The organism is Pseudomonas sp. RIT778 (assembly GCF_019718735.1).
GTDB lineage: Bacteria > Pseudomonadota > Gammaproteobacteria > Pseudomonadales > Pseudomonadaceae > Aquipseudomonas > Aquipseudomonas aphyarum.
The window spans coordinates 15,906-36,899 of the sequence record NZ_JAIHBA010000021.1 but is presented as its reverse complement, the minus strand read 5'-3'; the positions used below and the strand labels follow the sequence as shown (position 1 = coordinate 36,899).

Genomic DNA, 20,994 nt, shown 5'->3' with positions numbered 1-20,994 from the left:
AGGTGTTAAAAATACCTGCACGTTCGACGCTGATGTGTGCCAAGTCTCAGATAAGTACGATCACTTCAACATCGGCGACGTTGGCGGCGAGAAGGGGAGGTGAGGGGGAAGTTGCCGGTCAAGGCTGACATTCGCGGACGAGGTCAGCCTTCTTGCGTGTTGATATTTCTTGCCGGCTCATCGTCGGCAAAAAAATCACGACTTTCAGGTTCCGGCGGTCGAAAAAAAGGGCTGTCGAACAGCCCTTTTCCTTTTGATCAGGCCACCGCCTCGGCCGGTGACACGATATTGGTCTTCATTCCGCGCGATCGACCCGAACTCAGGTACGCCGCAATCGACTCCTGGGTAACCTCGCCGAGGAACACTCGCTCTGCATCCATCACCGGCAACCAGGCGCGATTGAACTCGTACATGCGCGACAACAGGATGCGCAAATGCTCGTCATAAGCGGCCGTGGCGTTGAACTCGCGCAGGAATTGCGCACAGGTGCCGGTCTGACGATGCAGGTCACGACGGCGCACATAACCCAGCGCCTTGTTCTCCGCGTCAGTCACGACGACATAGCGACGGTCATGCTCGTCCATCAACTCCAGCGCATCGGCCACCGGGGTTTCCGGGCTCACCGACGGCGCGTTGTCCGCGGCGTCTTCGGCTTTCACCAGCAGCAGGCGTTTGAGGGTGCTGTCCTGGCCGACGAAGTTGCTGACGAAATCGTCCGCCGGATGGGCGAGCAGGGTGTCCGGGTGGTCAATCTGTAACAGCTTGCCGGCGCGGAAGATTGCGATCTTGTCGCCCAGCTTGATCGCTTCGTCGATGTCGTGGCTGACCATGATCACGGTCTTGTTCAGCGCACGCTGCATCTCGAAGAATTCGTTCTGGATCATCTCGCGGTTGATCGGGTCGACCGCGCCGAACGGTTCGTCCATCAGCAGCAGCGGTGCATCTGCCGCCAGCGCGCGGATCACGCCGATCCGTTGCTGCTGGCCACCGGACAGTTCACGCGGGTAACGATGCAGATACTGCTTGGGCTCAAGCTTGATCATGCTCATCAGTTCGCGGGCGCGGTCGTGGCATTTCTGTTTGTCCCAGCCGAGCAGTTTCGGCACCACCACGATGTTCTCTTCGATGGTCATGTTCGGGAACAGACCGATCTGCTGAATCACGTAACCGATGTTGCGGCGCAGGGTCACTTCGTCGAGGTCGGTGGTGTCTTCGCCGTTGATCAGGATCTTGCCCGAGGTCGGCTTGATCAGGCGGTTGATCATTTTCAGCGTGGTGCTTTTGCCGCAACCCGATGGCCCGAGGAACACACAGATTTCGCCTTCATTGACGGTCAGGCTTACCGAGTCCACGGCTTTCACATCTTTGCCGTTGCTTTGGAAGGTCTTGCTGAGGTTTTGAAGTTCGATCATTTGAGGAGTCCTTTTGGAGTCAGCGAACGTTGCAGCCACTGCAAAATGAGGTCGGCGAAGATCGCCAGAAGACTGACCAGCAGCGCGCCGACAATGAGCATCGACATGTCACTGCGGCTGATGGAGGCGAGGATCAGTACACCGAGGCCGCCGGCGCCGATGGTCGCGGCGATGGTCATCACGCCGATGTTCATCACCACGGCGGTGCGCACGCCGGCGAGGATCACCGGCACTGCGATCGGCAACTCGACCATGCGCAGGCGCTGGCCGAAGGTCATGCCGATGCCGCGTGCGGCCTCGCGAATACCCGGTTCGACGCCGGTCAGGGCGAGGTAGGTGTTGCGCATGATCGGCAGTAGTGAATAAAGGAACACGGCGGTGATCGCCGGCATCGGGCCGAGGCCCTGGCCGAATTTCGAGTAGAACGGCAGCAGCAGGCCGAACAGCGCAATCGACGGCACGGTCAGCAGCACCGTGGCGCTGGCCTGCAAGGGACCGGCGAGGCTCGGGAAGCGCGTCATCAGGATACCCAGCGGCACGCCGATGAGAATCGCCAGGCTGACGGCAATGCCGACCAGGGTGATGTGCTGCCAGGTCAGGTGCATCACCTGCTGCCAGTCGAGGTGGGAAAAGGCGTTCAGGAATTCCATGACTTTTCCTCCTTTAATTCAGTGGATGCTGGCGCAGGAAATCGGCAGCGACTTTCGACGGGCTTTCGTGATCGACATCGACCCGCGCGTTGAGCTGGCGCATGGTTTCGTCGTCGAACAGTTCGGCCAGTGGCTTGAGTTGCTCCGCCAGTTTCGGGTGCGCGTCGAGATAGGCCTGACGCACCACCGGCGCGGCGGTGTAGTCCGGGAAGTAATGCTTGTCGTCTTCCAGCAGCTTCAGACCGAACGCGTTGAGGCGACCGTCGGTGGTGTAGACCAGACCGGCAAACACCTGACCGTTGCGCAGGGCGGTGTAGACCAAACCTGCGTCCATCTGCCGGATGTTCTGGCGGGTCAGGTTCATGTCGTACAGCTTGACCATGCCGTCCAGGCCGTCGGAGCGGTTGGCGAACTCGGTGTCCAGTGCGACCAGGTGATTGGTCTTGGCTTCAGCCTTCAACACGTCGTTCAACTGGCTGATGTTGTGGATTTGCGGGTATTGCTCGGCCACTTTTTTCGGCAGGGCGAGGGCGTAGGTGTTGCTGAATTTCGACGGCGTGAGCCAGACCAGGCCTTTTTTCGCGTCGAGTTCTTTCACCCGGGCGTAGGACTGTTCGCTGTCGAGTTTTTCGGTGACATGGTTGTAGGCCACCAGCGACACGCCGGTGTATTCCCAGAGCATGTCCAGCTGTCCGGTTTCGTGGGCGCTGCGGGCCAGGTTGCTGCCCAGGCCGCCGGTGATCTGCGCGTCGTAGCCTTTGCTGCGCAGGTATTGCGCGGTGATTTCCGCGAGCAGGGTCTGCTCGGTGAATACCCGGGCGCCAAGGCGAATCACCGGTTTGTCGGCGGCTTGGGCGATGCCTGCGAAGAGCAGCACGCAGCCCAGAATCAAACTAAGTCTTTTCATAAATATTCCTTCGCAAGGCCTTAAGACGGGCGCAAACCGCGTTCCAGCCAGAGGCGGCTGGCGAGGGTGACCACGCCATCGAGCAGCAGGGCCAGCAGCGCGGTGCACGCGGCGCCGAGCAGCAGTTGCGGCTGATTGTTCAGGGCGATGCCGGGGAAGATCAGGCTGCCGAGGCTGTTGGCGCCGATCAGGAAGGCCAGCGGCGCCGTACCGACGTTGATCGCCAGCGCCACCCGCACACCGCCGACGATGATCGGCACGGCGTTGGGCAATTCGACTTTCCACAGCACCTGGCGCGGCGTCATGCCGATGCCGACGGCGGCTTCTTTCAGCGAGCCCTGGACGTTTTTCAGGCCTTCATAGGTGTTGCGCACAATCGGCAAAAGCGAGGCGAGGAACAGAGCGAAGATCGCCGGACCGCTGCCGATGCCGAGAATCCCCAGGGCAATTGCGAGCACGGCCAGCGGCGGCACGGTGTTGCCGATGTTGAAGATCTGCATGAAGCGTTCGGCGCGTCCGACCATGGTCGGACGGCTCAGGAAGATACCGGCGGGGATGCCCACGACCAGGGCGGCCAGCATTGAAGCGAGGACGAGAATCAGATGAGCTTGCAGGTAAAACAACAAATCGTCGCGGTAGTGTTCGATCGTGTTGATGCCGATCCAGTGGACCAGCAGGGCCAGGAGCGCGATCACCACCGCACCTCCCATCAGCCCTTTGCCATAGCGGATAGCCACAGGCGGACTCCTTTTTTTTAGTCGGCGAGCGCTGCTCCGTGTGGCAAGGCCATTCCTGGCTGCCGAAGTCAGCGTTCGCGAGAAGCAGCTTTTTTTCAGTCCGGCAAAAGCGGTCTGAAAGCGAGCCATGAGCGCAGCCTCGTCAGGCTAACTTGCTGATTTTTCAGCCCCTGACGAATTGTCGTAACAGGGGATGGACGTCTCCGTGCTTTAAAAGGTTCCCATCTGAGGCAGCATTTGGCCACCCTTAATGTGCTCAACGGTTCGGTTATTGAATCGAGTTGGGCTATAATCGCCGCCCTTTTTTGAATCACCGCCAGGCGATTTCCCATGACCAGACAGGCCGCCGAAGTCGCGAAACGCCGCACTTTCGCCATTATTTCCCACCCCGATGCCGGTAAAACCACCATCACCGAAAAGCTCTTGCTGATGGGCAAGGCGATTGCCGTGGCCGGTACGGTGAAATCCCGTAAATCCGACCGCCACGCGACATCCGACTGGATGGAGATGGAAAAGCAGCGGGGCATCTCGATTACTACGTCGGTCATGCAGTTCCCGTATCGCGAACACATGATCAACCTGCTCGACACCCCGGGCCACGAAGACTTCTCCGAAGACACCTATCGCACCCTGACGGCGGTGGACTCGGCCCTGATGGTTCTCGACGGCGGTAAAGGTGTTGAGCCACGTACGATTGCCCTGATGGACGTCTGCCGTCTGCGTGACACGCCGATCGTCAGCTTCATCAACAAACTCGACCGTGACATCCGCGACCCGATCGAACTGCTCGACGAGATCGAAGCCGTCCTGAAGATCAAGGCTGCGCCGATCACCTGGCCGATCGGTTGCTACCGCGACTTCAAGGGCGTGTACCACCTGGCCGACGACTACATCATTGTCTACACCGCCGGTCACGGTCACGAACGCACCGAAACCAAGATCATCGAGAAGCTCGACTCCGACGAAGCCCGCGCGCATCTGGGCGACGAGTACGACCGTTTCCTCGAGCAGCTGGAACTGGTGCAGGGCGCCTGCCACGAGTTCAACCAGCAGGAGTTCCTCGACGGTCAGCTGACTCCGGTGTTCTTCGGTACGGCACTGGGCAACTTCGGTGTCGATCACGTGCTCGACGCCGTGGTCGACTGGGCGCCGCGCCCGCTGGCCCGTGTGGCCAACGAGCGCACCGTGGAGCCGGTGGAAGAGAAGTTCTCGGGCTTCATCTTCAAGATCCAGGCGAACATGGACCCGAAACACCGCGACCGCATCGCTTTCATGCGTATCTGCTCCGGCAAGTACGAGAAAGGCATGAAGATGCGCCACGTGCGTACCGGCAAGGACGTGCGCATCGGCGACGCCCTGACGTTCTTCTCCTCCGAGCGTGAACAACTGGAAGAAGCGTACGCCGGCGACATCATCGGTCTGCACAACCACGGCACGATCCAGATCGGCGACACCTTCAGCGAAGGCGAAACCCTGGGTTTCACCGGTATCCCGCACTTCGCCCCGGAACTTTTCCGCCGCGTACGCCTGCGCGATCCGTTGAAATCCAAGCAATTGCGCCAGGGCCTGCAACAGCTGGCCGAAGAAGGCGCGACCCAGGTGTTCTTCCCAGAGCGCAGCAACGACATCATCCTCGGCGCCGTCGGTGTGCTGCAGTTCGATGTGGTCGCCAGCCGCCTGAAAGAGGAATACAAGGTCGAGTGCTCCTACGAGCCGATCACCGTGTACTCCGCGCGCTGGATCGAATGCAGCGACAAGAAGAAGCTCGAGGAATTCTCCAACAAGGCCGTGGAAAACCTGGCACTGGACGGCGGCGGTCACCTGACCTACCTCGCACCGACCCGCGTCAACCTGGCCCTGATGGAAGAGCGCTGGCCGGACGTGAAATTCCGTGCCACCCGTGAGCACCACTAAGCATTGAGCTGTTCCCTCCAAAGCCCCCGTTGCGTAAGCCTCGGGGGCTTTTTAGTGGCTGCTCATCAAGCGCTCCAGATAGACGACCTCGCTTAGCCGATCCGGTTATGGGCGTTATTCGAAAGCGGTCTGTCCACGCATGGCATTTCCGGGCAGTGGTTAGCGTCCTATCTGGTGAACCCGGCGGATCGGAACTAGATTTCAATCAGCGTCAGGTCAGCATGAATTTCTCACCTGGAACAGGATGGACTCGGCTATGAAAAACAGGTTGCTACGCGTTTTGCTGCTGTTGAAAGTGATGGTGATGCTGTCCCTCGGCACCGCGACGGCCTGGGCCGAGTGCGAGGATCACGATACCCAGGCTTCCAGCGGGCAGGTGGGGCACAGCGCGCTGATGCTGGCCAAGTCCGCGTCCGAGCCGGGCGATCAGGGTCAGGGTGGCAGCGCCGACGATGACGACTCGACCACCGATGAGCCGGACACCGACGATCCGGACGAAGGCGATAGCCAGACGTAGATTCCGGGCGAAAGAAAACCCCTTCTTTCCCGATCGATGCGCAATCGGGGCAGAAGGGGTTTGGTCAACTCATCAACAACCCGCCCCGGGAAACGGGGCGGGTTTTTTCATGCCGCGCCGTCGAGGAATTGCTCGGCGTAGTGGCACGCGACCTGACGCGTGTCGAGCTGGCGCAGGGCCGGCTCTTCGCTGCTGCAACGCGCGGTGGCGTACGGGCAGCGCTTGTGGAACGCGCAGCCAGGCGGTGGGTTCAGCGGGTTGGGCAGCTCGCCGACGATCTTGATTTTCGGCTTGTCCGGATCCGGGTGGATGGTCGGAGTCGCCGACAGCAGCGCCTGGGTGTACGGGTGCAGAGGACGGGCGTAGATGTCGTGCTTCGGACCGATTTCCACCGGGCGACCGAGGTACATCACCATCACGTCATCCGCCACGTGCTGCACCACCGCCAGGTTGTGCGAGATGAACACGTAACCGGTGTTGAACTCCTGCTGCATGTCCATGAACAGGTTCAGCACCTGCGCCTGGATCGACACGTCCAGTGCGGAAGTAGGTTCGTCCGCCACCAGCACTTTCGGTTGCAACATCATGGCGCGGGCCAGCGCGATACGCTGACGCTGACCGCCGGAGAACATGTGCGGATAACGCTGGTAGTGCTCGGGACGCAAGCCGACCTGCTTCATCATCGCCTGGACTTTCTCGCGACGCTCGGCGGCCGACAGGTTGGTGTTGATCAACAGCGGTTCGGCCAGTTGATCGCCGATTTTCTGCCGTGGGTTCAACGAAGCGTACGGGCTCTGGAACACCATCTGCACGTCTTTGCGCAGTTGTTTGCGCTGAGCCTTGTCGGCGCCGGCCACTTCCTGGCCTGCGATTTTCAGGGAACCGGACGATGGCTCTTCGATCAAGGTCAGGGCGCGGGCGAGGGTGGATTTGCCGCAGCCCGATTCACCGACGACGGCGAGGGTCTTGCCGGCTTCCAGCTCGAACGACACGCCGTTCAGGGCGCGTACGGTCGCATGGCCCTTGAACAGGCCACGGGAGACTTCGTAGTGACGGGTCAGGTCGCGGGCGGTAAGTACGACGGCCATTACGCCACCTCCTGGTTCAACGGATAGAAGCAGCGGGCGAGGCTGTTGCTTTTCGGGTCAAGGGTCGGACGCTGCGCGCGGCAGCTGTCCTGCACGTACGGGCAGCGCGGCGACAGCAGACAGCCTTGCGGGCGGTCGTAACGGCCGGGAACGATGCCCGGCAGAGTGGCCAGACGCTCGGCACCCTGGCTGTGTTCCGGAATCGCCTTGAGCAGCGCTTCGCTGTACGGGTGGGCCGGGATGTCGAACAGTTGCGGCACCTGACCGACTTCAACGGCTTGACCGGCGTACATCACGCACACGCGCTGGGCGGTTTCGGCCACCACGGCGAGGTCGTGGGTGATCAGCACCAGGCCCATGTTCTGCTCTTTCTGCAACGCCAGCAGCAGGTCCATGATCTGTGCCTGAATCGTCACGTCGAGTGCGGTGGTCGGCTCGTCCGCGATCAGCAGTTTCGGCTCGCCGGCAATCGCCATGGCAATCGCCACACGCTGGCTCATACCGCCGGACAGTTGGTGCGGGTAGGCGTCCATACGGCTGGCGGCGCCCGGGATTTCGACTTTTTCCAGCAGCTCGATCGCACGTTTGCGCGCTTGCTTGCCGGACATTTTCAGGTGCAGGCGCAGCACTTCTTCGATCTGGAAACCGACGGTGTAGCTCGGGTTCAGCGCGGTCATCGGGTCCTGGAACACCATCGCCAGGTCTTTGCCGACGATCTGCCGACGCTGGCGGTTGTTCAGCTTGAGCATGTTCTTGCCGTCGAAGCTCAGCGAGTCGGCGGTGACGATCCCCGGGTGCTCGATCAGGCCCATCAGCGCCATCATGGTCACGGACTTGCCGGAACCCGACTCGCCCACGATCGCCAGAACTTCGCCCTTGTCGACTTTCAGGTCGAGGCCGTCGACGACCGGGGTGGCGTTCTTGTCGCCGAAGCGAACGTTGAGATTCTTGATTTCTAACAGTGACATGGGAATCTCCTCAGGCGGCGTTCTTGAGTTTCGGGTCCAGCGCATCGCGCAGGCCGTCGCCCATCAAGTTGATTGCCAGCACGCTGAGCAAAATGGTCAAACCAGGCAGACTCACCACCCACCAGGCGCGTTCGATGTAGTCGCGGGCCGAAGCCAGCATGGTGCCCCACTCAGGGGTTGGCGGCTGGACGCCGAGGCCGAGGAAGCCCAGGGCGGCGGCATCGAGGATCGCCGAGGAGAAGCTCAGGGTCGCCTGAACGATCAGCGGTGCCATGCAGTTCGGCAGCACGGTGATGAACATCAGGCGCGGCAGACCGGCACCGGCCAGGCGCGCGGCGGTCACGTAGTCGCGGTTCAGCTCACCCATCACGGCGGCACGGGTCAGACGCACGTAGGACGGCAGCGAAACCACGGCAATCGCGATCACGGTGTTGATCAGGCCAGGGCCGAGGATGGCGACGATCGCCACGGCCAGCAGCAGCGATGGCAGGGCCAGCATGATGTCCATCAGACGCATGATGGTCGGGCCGACCATTTTCGGGAAGAAACCGGCAAACAGACCCAGCAGGATCCCCGGGATCAGCGACATCACCACCGACGACAGACCGATCAGCAGCGACAGGCGCGAACCCTGGATCAGACGCGACAGCAGGTCGCGACCCAGTTCATCGGTGCCGAGCAGGAATTGCATCTGCCCGCCTTCGAGCCACGCCGGCGGCGTCAGCAGGAAGTCGCGGTATTGCTCGCTCGGGTTATGCGGGGCGACCCACGGCGCGAAGATCGCGCAGAAAATTACCAGCAGCATGAACAGCAGGCCGGCGACGGCGCCCTTGTTCTTGGCGAAAGCCTGCCAGAACTCTTTGTACGGTGACGGGTACAGCAGACTTTGATCCACGGCGGTGGCGGCGGTGACTACTGAGGAAGTTGGAGTGCTCATGGGTATTGACCTCAGCGCTGATGACGGATGCGTGGGTTGGCAAAGCCGTAGAGGATATCCACCACGAAGTTGACCAGAATCACCAGGCAGGCGATTAACAGGATGCCGTTTTGCACAACCGGGTAGTCCCGGGCGCCAATGGCTTCGATCAGCCATTTACCGATGCCGGGCCAGGAGAAGATGGTTTCGGTCAGGACCGCACCGGCCAGCAGGGTGCCGACTTGCAGGCCGACCACGGTCAGTACCGGGATCAGCGCGTTGCGCAGGCCGTGTACGAACACCACGCGCGACGGCGACAGGCCTTTGGCCTTGGCGGTGCGGATGTAGTCTTCACGCAGTACTTCGAGCATCGACGACCGGGTCATCCGCGCGATCACCGCCAGCGGGATGGTGCCGAGCACGATGGCCGGCAGGATCAGGTGGTGCAGGGCATCGAGGAACGCGCCCATGTCATCGGCCAGCAGGGTGTCGATCAGCATGAAGCCGGTGCGCGGCTCGATGTCGTAAAGCAGGTCGATCCTCCCGGACACCGGGGTCCAGCCCAGGCTCACCGAGAAGAACATGATGAGGATCAGGCCCCACCAGAAGATCGGCATCGAATAACCCGCGAGGGAGATGCCCATCACCCCGTGGTCGAACAGGGATCCTCGCTTGAGTGCCGCGATCACCCCGGCCAGAAGGCCCAGGATGCCGGCGAACAGCAGGGCGGCCATGGACAGTTCCAGGGTCGCCGGGAAGAGGGAGGTGAACTCGGTCCATACGCTCTCACGGGTGCGCAGGGATTCGCCGAGGTCGCCATGGGCCAGTTTGCCGATGTAGTCCAGGTACTGGGCGTACAGCGGTTTGTTCAGACCGAGGCGTTCCATTGCCTGAGCGTGCATTTCGGGGTCGACCCGACGTTCGCCCATCATCACTTCCACGGGGTCGCCGGGAATCATGCGAATCAACGCGAAAGTCAGCAAGGTGATGCCGAAAAACGTGGGGATCAATAACCCCAGTCGGCGGGCAATAAAACTAAACATCGTGTGTGGTACCTCATCAGCCGGTTAGGCGTGCCCGGCGACCCTGGGGTCAGGGGCGCCGGGAGTTTCTTATCTACTTCACCTGGGTGGTGGCGAAGTTATTGGTTGTCAGAGGGCTGATGTGATAACCCTCTACGTTGTTGCGCATTGCGGTGAACATGCGGGTGTGGGCCATGCTGATCCACGGTTGGTCCTGATTGAAGATGACTTGCGCTTCTTCATACAGTTTGGCGCGTTCGGCCGGATCTACTTTAGCCCGTGCTTCGTCGAGCAGGGCCTGGAATTTCTCGTTGCACCAGCGAGCGTAGTTTTCGCCGTTCTTGGCGGCTTCGCAACTGAGCATAGGCGTCAGGAAGTTATCCGGGTCGCCGTTGTCGCCCGCCCATCCGGCCGAAACCATGTCGTGTTCGCCGGCCTTGGCGCGTTTAAGCATCTCGCCCCATTCCATGACGCGGATGTCGATCTTGATCCCGACTTTCGCCAGGTCAGCCTGCATCATCTGCGCGCCGAGCATCGGGTTCGGGTTGGTCGGGCCGCCGCCGTTGCGGGTAAACAGGGTAAACACGGTGCCTTCCGGTACGCCGGCTTCCTTGAGCAGCTTGCGGGCGGCGTCGAGGTCACGTGGCGGGTTCTTCAGGTCGTGGTTGTAGCCCAGCAGGGTCGGCGGGTACGGGTTGACCGCGACCGAGGCGTTGCCTTTGCCGAACAGGGCGTTGACGTAGGCTTCCTTGTCGAAGGCGATGTCGATCGCTTTGCGCACCCGCACGTCGCTGATGTACTTGTGCGTGGTGTTCATGGCGATGTACGAGACGGTCATTGCGTCCATTTCATCGACTTTCAGGTTGCTGTCTTTCTTGATGCTCGGGATGTCATCCGGTTTCGGATACAACGCGATCTGGCACTCATTGGCCTTGAGCTTCTGCAAACGCACGTTGTTGTCGGTGGCTATCGCCAGGATCAGCGCGTCAGCTGGCGCCTTGCCACGGAAGTAGTCCGGGTTGGCCTTGAAGCGTACCTGGGCGTCCTTGGCGTAACGCTGGAAGATGAACGGGCCGGTGCCGACCGGTTTGTTGTTCAGGTCGCCGGTCTTGTTGGCCTTGAGCAACTGGTCGGCGTATTCGGCCGGGTAGATCGAGGAGAACGCCATGGCGATGTCGGCCAGGAACGGAGCTTCGCGACGGGTCAGGGTGAACTTGACGGTATTGTCGTCGACTTTCTCGACGCTTTTCAGCAGTTCCTTGAAGCCCATGCTTTCAAAGTACGGGAAGCCCACGCTCGACAGCTTGTGCCACGGGTGATTCGGGTCCAGCTGACGCTGGAAACTCCAGACCACGTCGTCGGCATTCATGTCGCGGGTCGGCTTGAAATATTCGGTGGTGTGAAACTTGACGCCTTTGCGCAGGTGGAACGTGTAGGTCAGGCCGTCTTCGCTGATGTCCCAGGACTCGGCCAGCGCCGGAATCACTTCGGTGGTGCCGGGCTTGAAGTCCGCCAGGCGGTTGAAGATGGTTTCGGCCACCGCGTCGGCAGTGACTGCAGTCGTGTACTGGACCATATCGAAGCCTTCCGGGCTGGCTTCGGTGCAGACCACCAAGGGTTTGGCCGAGACGCCGACAGCGACACTCAGCAACGCAGCCGCGATGGCCGCACGTAGGGGAAGCATTTTCATCAAGAACCCTCTGCAATCGGTTGAAGACAAAAAGCCGAACGGCCGACTCGTCACTGAGTCAGCCGTCGGCTGGCGTTTTTACAGGATGTTGAATGGAACGGTGGTCACCAGACGGAACTCGTTGATGCTGCCGTCAGCCTGGTTCTCGCTCGCGCGGTGCGCGGTGTAGGTCGCACGAACGGTGGTGGCTTTCAGAGGACCGCTCTGTACCGCATAAGCGGCACCGATGCCGTATTCATAGTGGTGCTCGCCGTCCATCGACTGCACGCCATCGTAGCCGCCACCCTTGTAGTGAGTGCCGTCGATGCCCCAGCCGCGGGCCTGGTAGATGTTGAACTTCAGGCCTGGCACGCCGTATTCGGCCATGTTCAGACCGTAGGCCACCTGGAAGGATTTCTCGTTCGGGCCGTTGAAGTCCGACAGCAGGGAGTTGGCCAGGTAGATGCCGTTGGTTTCGTGCAGGTAGTCGAAGTACTCGTTACCGTTCACTTCCTGGTAGGAGAAGGTCAGGGTATGCGCCTGGTGAGTCAGACCGAACGACAGGGAGTAGGTATCGTTGTCGATTTCACCCAGTTTTTTCTTACCTTCGTCCACGGTCTTGTAGTAGTTCAGACCGGTGGTCAGAGCCAGAACCGAGCTGTCACCCAGCACGTGGGTGGCGCCGAAGTAGTACTGGTTCCACAGGTCTTCGGCCTGGGTGCCCCACAGGCTGGTGGTCAGGCTGGCGAACGGCTGGTACGAGATGCCGCCGGTGTGGACGTGGTCGGCTTCGGCATCGATCGCGCCGTATTCGGAGCGGAACTTGCTCAGGCTTTCTTCGGTACGCGGCGAAACGCGGTCGAACGAGGCCAGGTCGAAGGACAGGTTGTTCAGCTCTTCGCTGTGGATCGCAACACCTTCGAAGCTCGATGGCAGCGGACGGTTGCCGATCACGTCGACCTGCGGGCTGCTGAAGTTCATGCGGCCGGCGGTCAGGGTGGTGTTGGAGATGCGCGCCTTGACGTTGGCCAGGCCGACTTTGCTCCACTGGCCCTGGGCTTCGCCGCCTTCACGGGTCAGGGTACGGTTGTTGCCCGCGCCTGGACGGGTGCCCGGTGCGCCACCGTTGTTGGACGCCAGGTTCTCGCGATCACGCTCCAGCGCGATGGCATTGTACGCCGCCACTTCGGTGCTGAAACCGACGGTGCCTTCGGTGAAGCCCGAGTTGTACTTGACGATGGTGCCTTGCACCCAGTTGATACGGCGGTCGGTCGGGGTGGCCACGCCATCCTTGCGATAGGTGAATTTGCCGCCGCGTTTCAGTTGTTCGTTGGCGTACCAGTTACGGGTCGAGCCGCTGATCGACTGACCTTCGAGGAAGCCGGTGGCTTCAGCCTGGGCGCTCTTCTCGTTGACGGTCACCGGGGTGAACGCCTGGCTTTGGGTTTCCGCGTAAGCCGTGGCGGTGATGCTGCTGATGGCCAAGGCCAATATCGCGGTATTGCTCAGTTTCATGGGTGAAGCTCCTTTACTTTCTTTTTATGCCGGCTTTTTTGGGTTGGCCGGTTATTGGTTTAGAACTCATTCACACATCGCAAACGTTTGCAAAAGGCCTGATTGGCGAATTTCGGCAAAGCGCTTGCGTGAGGGGGTAGACGGCCCCCTCAGCATTGCGGCTAATCGGTTTTGTGTTTAATCGATGCTGACACCCGAAAACACGTTGCGACCAAACGGGCTCACTTTGAACCCTTCGACTTTGGTGCTCAGTGGCTGGTTGACCGTCGAGTGAGCGACAGGCGTGATCGGCACTTGCTGCTTGAGCAGTTGCTGGGCCTGTTTGTAGAGCACGGTGCGCTGGTCACGGTCGGTGACGACCTTGGCCTGTTTGATCAGCTTGTCGTAAGCCGGATCGCACCACATGGAGTAGTTGTTGCCGCCGATGGCGTCGCAGCTGTACAGCGTGCCGAGCCAGTTGTCCGGATCCCCGTTGTCACCGGTCCAGCCGATCAGGCTGATGTCGTGCTCGCCATTTTTGGTGCGCTTGATGTACTCGCCCCATTCGTAGCTGACGATCTTCACTTTCAGACCGATCTTGGCCCAGTCCGCCTGGAGCATCTCGGCCATCAGTTTGGCGTTCGGGTTGTACGGCCGTTGTACCGGCATCGCCCACAGGGTGATCTCGGTGCCTTCCTTGACGCCGGCAGCCTTGAGCAGCTCTTTGGCTTTTTCCGGGTTGTAGGCGGCGTCCTTGATGGTGTCGTCGTAGGACCATTGGGTTGGCGGCATGGCGTTGACGGCCAGTTGGCCGGCGCCTTGATAAACAGCGTTGAGAATCCCCTGTTTATTCACTGCCATGTCCAGCGCCTGACGCACTTCGAGCTGATCGAACGGCTTGTGGCGCACGTTGTAGGCGATGTAGCCGAGGTTGAAGCCCGGCTTCTCGATCAATTGCAGTGTCGGATCGTTCTTCAGTGCCGGCACATCGGCAGGGCGCGGGTGCAGGGTGATCTGGCATTCGCCGGCCTTGAGCTTCTGCACACGTACCGAAGCGTCGGTATTGATCGCGAAAATCAGGTTCTTCAGCTTCACCCGGCTCTGATCCCAGTAGTGCGGGTTGCCGGTGTAACGGATGTTCGAGTCTTTCTGGTAGCTCTTGAACACGAACGGACCAGTGCCGATCGGCTTCTGGTTGATGTCGCTCGGCTTGCCTTCGGCCAGCAGCTTGTCGGCGTATTCGGCAGACAGGATGGCGGCGAAGCTCATGGCGATGTTCTGGATGAACGCGGCGTCGACGCTGTTGAGCGTGAACTGCACGGTCAGCGGCCCGGTCTTTTCGACCTTGGCGATGTTCTTGTTGAGGCTCATCCCGTTGAAATACGGAAACTCGGTCGGATAAGCCTTACGGAAAGGCTGTTGCGGATCGAGCATGCGGTTAAACGTGAACAGCACGTCGTCGGCGTTGAGATCGCGCGTAGGTTTGAAGTACGGCGTTGTATGAAACTTCACACCTTCACGCAGGTGAAAGGTGTACTTGAGACCATCCTCGGAAATATCCCAGCTGGTTGCCAGGCCCGGTACGACATTGGTCGCGCCTTTTTCGAACTCGGCCAGTCGGTTGTACAGCGGCTCGGCGGCGTCGTTATCGGTCGCCGTCGTGTACTGCGCGGTATCGAAACCGGCCGGACTGCCTTCGGAGCAGAACACCAGGCTGTTGCTGGCGGCGTAACTGGCGGACGTGGCGGCCAACAGGCCGGCGCCCAGCAATGCGGAAAAAACCAAGGTATGGCGCATGACGCTCCCTCTTTTCTTAGTGTTTTTCAATGCGCCGCGATCCCGTCCAGGGAAGTTGTGGCGACATTGAGCTCAAACCAATACGGCAGCAAAACCGATAGCCCACGCAGTCACTGGTCAGAACCCGACGGTAGGGGCCGTGGGTCTGGCAGTAAATGCGCTGAGTCCTAAAGACTCGTAGGAAAAGGCAACACGTCCTAAACCAATCTGGTAAGACCGGTTGGAAAAGGCTGTAGGCAAATTCCTGACTTCTCGGCAAAAAAAACAGCGGCGACGCTGAAAACGTCGCCGCTGCTTCTTTATTTGCTGACGCTGACGCCGTAGAAGGAGTTCAAGCCGAATGGGCTGATCTTGAAGTCCTGCACGTTGGCGCGCATGGGTTGATACACCGTCGAGTGAGCGATAGGTGTCATAGGGACTGCATCTTTGAGGACGTGTTGCGCCTCTTTGTAGAGTTCGGTGCGCTTGGCCTGGTCAGTGGTGCGCTTGGCTTCTTTCACGAGGCCGTCGAATTTCTTGTCGCACCATTTGGAGAAGTTGTTGCCACTCAGGGAGTCGCAACCAAACAACACGTTGAGCCAGTTGTCCGGATCACCATTGTCACCGCTCCAGCCAATCAGCATGCCCTGGTTCTCGCCACCTTTGGAGCGCTTGATGTACTCGCCCCATTCGTAGCTTTGAATCTTCACTTTCAGGCCGATCTTCGCCCAGTCGGACTGAAGCATTTCAGCCATCAGTTTGGCGTTCGGGTTGTACGGACGCTGAACGGGCATCGCCCACAGGACGATCTCGGTACCTTCCTTGACGCCGGCTTCCTTGAGCAGCTGCTTGGCTTTCTCAGGATCGTACTTGGCGTCCTTGATGGTGGTGTCGTAGGACCACTGGGTCGGCGGCATGGCGTTGACAGCCAGTTGGCCTGCGCCCTGGTAAACCGAGTCGATGATCTGTGGCTTGTTCACAGCCATGTCCAGCGCCTGACGAACGCGCAGGTCGGCCAGCGGGTTAGGCTCGTTGCTGCCCTTGACCTTGTCCATCACGTTGTAGGCGATGTAGCCCAGGTTGAAACCAGCCTGGTCAGGCATCTTCAGCGTAGGATCGGCTTTCAGTGCCGCGAGGTCGGCCGGACGAGGGAACAGGGTGACCTGGCATTCGTTCTTTTTCAGCTTCTGGATACGTACCGACGGGTCGGTGGTGATGGCGAAGATCAGGTTGTCGATCTTCACGTCTTCAGGCTTCCAGTAGTCCTTGTTCCCGGTGTAGCGGATGTTGGAGTCTTTCTGGTAGCTCTTGAACACGAATGGACCAGTGCCGATCGGCTTCTGGTTGATGTCGGCAGCCTTGCCTTCCTTCAGCAGCTGGGCTGCGTACTCGGCGGACTGAACCGAAGCGAAGCTCATGGCCATGTTCTGGATGAACGCGGCGTCGACTTCTTTCAGGGTGAACTTGACGGTGTGGTCGTCGACTTTATCGATCTTGGTGATGTTTGTGTCCATCCCCATGTCGGTGAAGTACGGGAATTCGGTCGGGTACGCCTTACGGAACGGGTCATCCTTGTTAATCATGCGATTAAAGGTGAACAGCACGTCGTCGGCGTTGAACTCACGAGTCGGCTTGAAATACGGGGTGGTGTGGAACTTGACGCCTTCGCGCAGGTGGAAGGTGTAAGTCAGGCCGTCATCCGAGATGTCCCACTTGGTCGCCAGACCAGGAATCACGGCGGTACCGCCACGCTCGAACTGGGTCAGACGGTTGAACATGGTTTCGGCTGAGGCGTCGAAGTCGGTTCCGGTGGTGTATTGGCCTGGATCGAAACCGGCCGGGCTGCCTTCGGAGCAGAACACCAGGTTAGTCGCAGCGGTGGCGAAAGGTGCGGAGGCTAACAAGCCTGCGCCGACTAAAAACGGAATGACCGCGTGTTTAAGCATGTTGGCCTCATGATTTGTTGTCATTTTTTAGTTGTGAGGTACGACCTCGTGAGTCGTGCCTGCGGATACTTATGCAGGGCCCATACCCAATGCAAGATCCAGAGCGCTCGGCGGCGTCAAAGCGTGGCACGAACGTACCTTAATGTCGCATCCGTATAACTTCTGACGCATTTGACCGTTTGCGGACGGTTTTTACGGTGCAAACGAAGCCCCAAAACGGTGCACTGGTCACGTTGTGCGCGCCGGATTGGGGCCGGGTGTTACTTATTTATACCCACGCCATAGAAGGGGGTTAGACCGAATGGGCTGATCTTGAATTCAGTGACTTCCTTGCGCAGCGGCTGGAACACCGTGGAGTTGGCGATCGGCGTGATCGGCACTTGCTGTTTAAGGATCAGTTGCGCCTGTTGATACAGTTTTACCCGTTGCGATTTATCGGTGGATACCTTGGCCTGCTGAACCAGCTTGTCGTAAACCGGATCGCACCATTTGGCGTAGTTGCTGCCCTTTACCGCCGCGCAGCTGTAAAGCACGCCCAGCCAGTTGTCCGGGTCGCCGTTGTCACCGGTCCAGCCGTAGATCATCGCGTCGTGTTCGCCGTTCTTGGCGCGCTTGATGTACTCGCCCCATTCATAGCTGACGATGTTGGCCTTGATACCGATCTTCTCCCAATCCTGCTGGATCATCTGTGCCGACATCCGCGCATTCGGGTTCGAAGCGCGCTGCACGGTCATGGCCCAGAGGTTGATGGTTGTACCGGGTGCAACCCCGGCTTCCTTGAGTAGCGCCTTGGCTTTGACAGGGTCGTGCGGCGCGTCTTTTATGTTCGGATCGAACGACCATTGCGCTGGCGGCAAGGCGTTTTGCGCCAGCTGCCCGGCACTCTGGTAAACCGCCTTGATGATCGCCGGTTTGTCGATGGCCATGTCGAGTGCCTGGCGCACTTTGAGCTGGTCCAGCGGCGGGTGGGTAGTGTTGTAGGCGAGGAAGCCGAGGTTGAAACCGGCCTGCTTCAACACTCGCAGATTCGGGTCTTTTTCCATCACTTCGATGTCGGCCGGGCGCGGGTAGCCGCTGACCTGGCATTCGCCGGTCTTGAGCTTTTGCAGGCGTACGGCGGCGTCCGGAGTGATCGAGAACACCAGGTTGTCGAGCTTCACGTCCTCGGGTTTCCAGTAATCCCTGTTTGCCGCGTAGCGGATCTGCGCGTCTTTCTGGTAGCGCTTGAACACGAACGGGCCGGTGCCGACCGGTTTCTGGTTGAGGTCGGCGGCGTGACCTTCTTTCAACAGTTGGGCGGCGTATTCGGCCGATTGCACCGAGGCGAAGCTCATGGCGAGGTTTTGCACGAAGGCGGCGTCGACGTTGTTCAGGTTGAAGCGCACGGTGTTTTCGTCGAGCTTTTCCACGGATTTGATCGTGGTGTTCAGGCCCATGTCGGTGAAGTACGGGGATTCGGCGGGGTAGGCCTTGCGGAAGGCGTTCTCCGGATCGAGCAGGCGCTGGAAGGTGAACAGGACGTCGTCGGCGTTGAAGGTTCGGGTCGGGGTGAAGTAGTCGGTGGTGTGGAATTTTACGTTTTGGCGTAGGTGGAAGGTGTATTGGAGGCCGTCCGGGGTTACGTCCCAATTCGTCGCCAGGCCGGGTTCGATTTCGGTGCCGCCGCGTTTGAATTGGGTTAGGCGGTTGAAGACGGTTTCTGCGGAGGCGTCGAAGTCGGTGCCGCTGGTGTATTGACTGGGGTCGAAGCCTGCGGGGCTGGCTTCGGAGCAGTACACCAGGGTTGTTGCTGCGTTTGCGAAGGGTGCGGTAGTTGCCAGGGCGAGGGTGATCAGGAGTGGTTTCAGGGTGAGTCTTTGCATGTCTGGCCCGTGGGTTTTGAGGTGGTTGTGGTGGGGGAGGGTAGCTGGGGTGCTGGGGGACGCGGAAATATCGTTTTTCTAGGTGAGGTGTCTGTCTCGGTATATCTGGGGTGGTTGGGGGCATATCCGTTGCTGCGGTAACGGCTTCTTATGGTTCCGCCCTTACGGCGGGTCACTTTGGCAAACGCCCCAAAGTAACCAAAGGTCTTGGGCCCCGGCGTTCGGCCCCTCGCTGGGGCTCGGGGTTCCTTCGTTCCGGTATTCATCCGGGGGCATCGCCTACGGTTTGCTTCGCTGCACCTCCTCTCGATGCATGCGGCTTCGCCGCACGGTCGCTGCGCTCCCCCCCCCGGATGAATCCCTCCACTCAGCCTTCCGATGGGGCCGGCACGTCAAAAGCGGTACTCGAGCTAACGCTCATCGTGTTGAGTGGTGGGAAGCGAGAAGCGAGAAGCGGAAAGCAGAAAGCTGAAGGCAACTACGGACTGTTTGATCGTTCCCACGCTCCGCGTGGGAATGCAGCCCGGGACGCTCCACGTTCCATTTTCGAATGTTTAAAGATGTGTGGGATTCACCGAACCTTCCCACAAGGTTTTCAGGTTGTCCGTCGGAAGCACGATCCCTAGTCTTTGGTTGTCGCAGAAAACTCTGTGATTGGGTGTGAGAACCCTGGCAAGTGAGTGTTATTAAAACGTCAGTCCGACCATAATTGCCGCCAGCTTTTGCTGCCTGTAATTGATTTATGGCGGCCGTGTGCGGGCAGACCTCGGTCTGGCCGGAATCTCCTTGCCCGGTTTCTCACCCCGCACATAGCTGCCACCTCTTCGCCGCGTGAGAACGGCATTTGGTGGCTTCAAGTCAGCAAGGAGTTAATCAATGAACAAGGTTGTCCCCGACCCACCCCTCGAATCACCCACGCCCCTCGAAGAAGCCATGCGCGCCGAAGACCTCGCTCGCAACCGCGAAGCCATCAAACGCGCCCTCGATTTCTATCTTTGCCCCAACCCTTCCAAACCGCGCCCGAGCACGATGTATATGGTCACGCCCAACGTCGACACCGAAAGCCTGCTGGCCAATGCCTGCGAATCCCTGGCCTCGGCCAATACCATCGCCAGCAATTTCGCCAATGAGCTTTCGGGCCCGCAGCGCAGTACGGCGCTCGGTATCCAGCAGATCATCATGCTGGCCGAGCTTGCAGTGAGCCGCGCGCTGGATCGGGTTGATCCGCAAACCTGATAACCCAAATCCCGGGCATAAAAAAACCGGCGCTCATCACTGATCGCCGGTTTTTCATTCAGCCGTCATTCAATCACTGCATCAACACTTCAATCGAGCCATCAGCGGTCAGGCTGACCTGGCTGGTGCCGGCTTCGACTTCAGGCGTCACGGGTGCGGAATCCATGCCAGCCGCTTTCATCATCATCGGGGCGCGCATGTACGGTTGTGGGAAGCCGTTGCTGTTGAGGTTCAGGTTGACGATTTTGTAGCCCTTGCCGCCCAGAGCGTCGGTGGCCAGTTGTGCGCGGGCCTTGAAGGCGGTGACGGCTTCTTTCAGCAGTTTGTCTTCGCTGGCCTTGCGGGTCGGGTCGGCGATGGCGAAGTCCATGCCGCCCATTTTCAGGTCGGTCAGCAACTCGCCGGTGAGTTTGGACAGGGCGGCGAAGTCGGCGCTTTCCAGGCGCAGTTCGGCGCGTTCGCGCCAGCCGGTGATTTTCTGGCCCTTGGTGTCGTAGATCGGGTAGCTGTTGCGGCTGCCCTGGCGCAGGGTGATGTCTTTGACCTGCTTGGCCTGGGCCAGGGCCTTGTTCATGGTGGTGCTGACGTCGGCGGCGAGTTTGGCAGGGTCAGTGTTTTGTTCTTCGGTGTAGAGGGTCACGATCATCAGGTCGCGGGCCACTTCCTGGCTGACTTCGGCGCGCAGGGAAATCTGGTTGTAGTGCAGCTCATCGGCGGCCAGGGCCGGAAGGCTGGCGACGCTGCCGACGGTCAGGGCGAGAAGGGCGGCGCTGCGGCGAAATGTGTGCATGAAAGCTCCTTGATGAGGGCGCAGGTGATGGTTCGGGGGCCTGCGTGAAACCATCAGACTCTAGCTTTTATGATCCGGTTCGCCCAGTTA

17 protein-coding genes are annotated in these 20,994 nt (G+C 59.9%); 3 read left to right on the top strand and 14 right to left on the bottom strand.

The window, feature by feature from the left end:
• Positions 1 to 257: 257 nt before the first annotated feature.
• From K5E37_RS15705 to K5E37_RS15690, 4 genes are read right to left on the bottom strand one after another with little or no spacing between them, the layout of a single operon-like run.
• Positions 258 to 1,412 carry a betaine/proline/choline family ABC transporter ATP-binding protein gene (locus K5E37_RS15705; protein WP_007953692.1) on the bottom strand — a complete coding sequence of 385 codons (1,155 nt, stop codon included), beginning with the start codon at positions 1,410 to 1,412 and terminating at the stop codon, positions 258 to 260.
• Positions 1,409 to 2,062 carry an ABC transporter permease gene (locus K5E37_RS15700; protein ID WP_007953690.1) on the bottom strand — a complete coding sequence of 218 codons (654 nt, stop codon included), beginning with the start codon at positions 2,060 to 2,062 and terminating at the stop codon, positions 1,409 to 1,411. Before K5E37_RS15700 ends, K5E37_RS15705 begins: the two co-directional genes overlap by 4 nt.
• Before the next feature lie 13 nt (positions 2,063 to 2,075).
• Entirely contained in the window at positions 2,076 to 2,969 is an 894-nt protein-coding gene (locus K5E37_RS15695; protein ID WP_221534389.1) for a glycine betaine ABC transporter substrate-binding protein, read from the bottom strand.
• Between the two features lie 20 nt (positions 2,970 to 2,989).
• Positions 2,990 to 3,679, bottom strand: coding sequence for an ABC transporter permease (locus K5E37_RS15690; RefSeq protein WP_172667905.1), 690 nt, complete (start codon positions 3,677 to 3,679; stop codon positions 2,990 to 2,992).
• A 357-nt stretch (positions 3,680 to 4,036) separates the two neighbouring features.
• On the opposite strand from K5E37_RS15690, the gene K5E37_RS15685 reads away from it, so the two are divergent.
• Entirely contained in the window at positions 4,037 to 5,620 is a 1,584-nt protein-coding gene (locus K5E37_RS15685; RefSeq protein ID WP_221534388.1) for a peptide chain release factor 3, read from the top strand.
• 256 nt (positions 5,621 to 5,876) lie between these two features.
• On the top strand, positions 5,877 to 6,137 hold the full coding sequence (locus K5E37_RS15680; RefSeq protein WP_221534387.1) for a hypothetical protein: 261 nt from the start codon (positions 5,877 to 5,879) through the stop codon (positions 6,135 to 6,137).
• A gap of 107 nt (positions 6,138 to 6,244) precedes the next feature.
• Here K5E37_RS15680 and K5E37_RS15675 read toward each other — a convergent pair whose 3' ends face one another.
• The 9 genes from K5E37_RS15675 to K5E37_RS15635 form a co-directional block, all read right to left on the bottom strand.
• Complete coding sequence (locus K5E37_RS15675; protein ID WP_007953682.1) at positions 6,245 to 7,225, bottom strand: peptide ABC transporter ATP-binding protein; 981 nt, start codon at positions 7,223 to 7,225, stop codon at positions 6,245 to 6,247.
• On the bottom strand, positions 7,225 to 8,193 hold the full coding sequence (locus K5E37_RS15670; RefSeq protein WP_007953667.1) for an ABC transporter ATP-binding protein: 969 nt from the start codon (positions 8,191 to 8,193) through the stop codon (positions 7,225 to 7,227). Before K5E37_RS15670 ends, K5E37_RS15675 begins: the two co-directional genes overlap by 1 nt.
• Positions 8,194 to 8,203: 10 nt before the next feature.
• Positions 8,204 to 9,130 (bottom strand): ABC transporter permease subunit, encoded by a 927-nt coding sequence (locus K5E37_RS15665; RefSeq protein ID WP_085608057.1) that lies wholly within the window; start codon positions 9,128 to 9,130, stop codon positions 8,204 to 8,206.
• A gap of 11 nt (positions 9,131 to 9,141) precedes the next feature.
• The gene (locus tag K5E37_RS15660; RefSeq protein WP_007953665.1) at positions 9,142 to 10,152 is read right to left on the bottom strand and encodes an ABC transporter permease subunit; all 1,011 of its coding nucleotides are present in this window, start codon (positions 10,150 to 10,152) and stop codon (positions 9,142 to 9,144) included.
• 73 nt (positions 10,153 to 10,225) lie between these two features.
• The gene (locus tag K5E37_RS15655; RefSeq protein ID WP_007953664.1) at positions 10,226 to 11,821 is read right to left on the bottom strand and encodes an ABC transporter substrate-binding protein; all 1,596 of its coding nucleotides are present in this window, start codon (positions 11,819 to 11,821) and stop codon (positions 10,226 to 10,228) included.
• A 78-nt stretch (positions 11,822 to 11,899) separates the two neighbouring features.
• Entirely contained in the window at positions 11,900 to 13,315 is a 1,416-nt protein-coding gene (locus K5E37_RS15650; RefSeq protein ID WP_007953663.1) for an OprD family porin, read from the bottom strand.
• 177 nt (positions 13,316 to 13,492) lie between these two features.
• Positions 13,493 to 15,091 carry an ABC transporter substrate-binding protein gene (locus K5E37_RS15645; protein WP_085608058.1) on the bottom strand — a complete coding sequence of 533 codons (1,599 nt, stop codon included), beginning with the start codon at positions 15,089 to 15,091 and terminating at the stop codon, positions 13,493 to 13,495.
• 299 nt (positions 15,092 to 15,390) lie between these two features.
• Positions 15,391 to 17,016, bottom strand: a complete 1,626-nt coding sequence (locus K5E37_RS15640; RefSeq protein ID WP_221534386.1) for an ABC transporter substrate-binding protein — start codon at positions 17,014 to 17,016, stop codon at positions 15,391 to 15,393.
• A gap of 260 nt (positions 17,017 to 17,276) precedes the next feature.
• Positions 17,277 to 18,878, bottom strand: a complete 1,602-nt coding sequence (locus K5E37_RS15635; protein WP_221534385.1) for an ABC transporter substrate-binding protein — start codon at positions 18,876 to 18,878, stop codon at positions 17,277 to 17,279.
• 876 nt (positions 18,879 to 19,754) lie between these two features.
• Here K5E37_RS15635 and K5E37_RS15630 point away from each other — a divergent pair.
• Entirely contained in the window at positions 19,755 to 20,114 is a 360-nt protein-coding gene (locus K5E37_RS15630) for a DUF6124 family protein (RefSeq protein WP_221534384.1), read from the top strand.
• 73 nt (positions 20,115 to 20,187) lie between these two features.
• On the opposite strand, the gene K5E37_RS15625 is transcribed toward K5E37_RS15630, so the two are convergent.
• Complete coding sequence (locus tag K5E37_RS15625; RefSeq protein WP_085729587.1) at positions 20,188 to 20,904, bottom strand: SIMPL domain-containing protein; 717 nt, start codon at positions 20,902 to 20,904, stop codon at positions 20,188 to 20,190.
• Positions 20,905 to 20,994 lie beyond the last annotated feature (90 nt).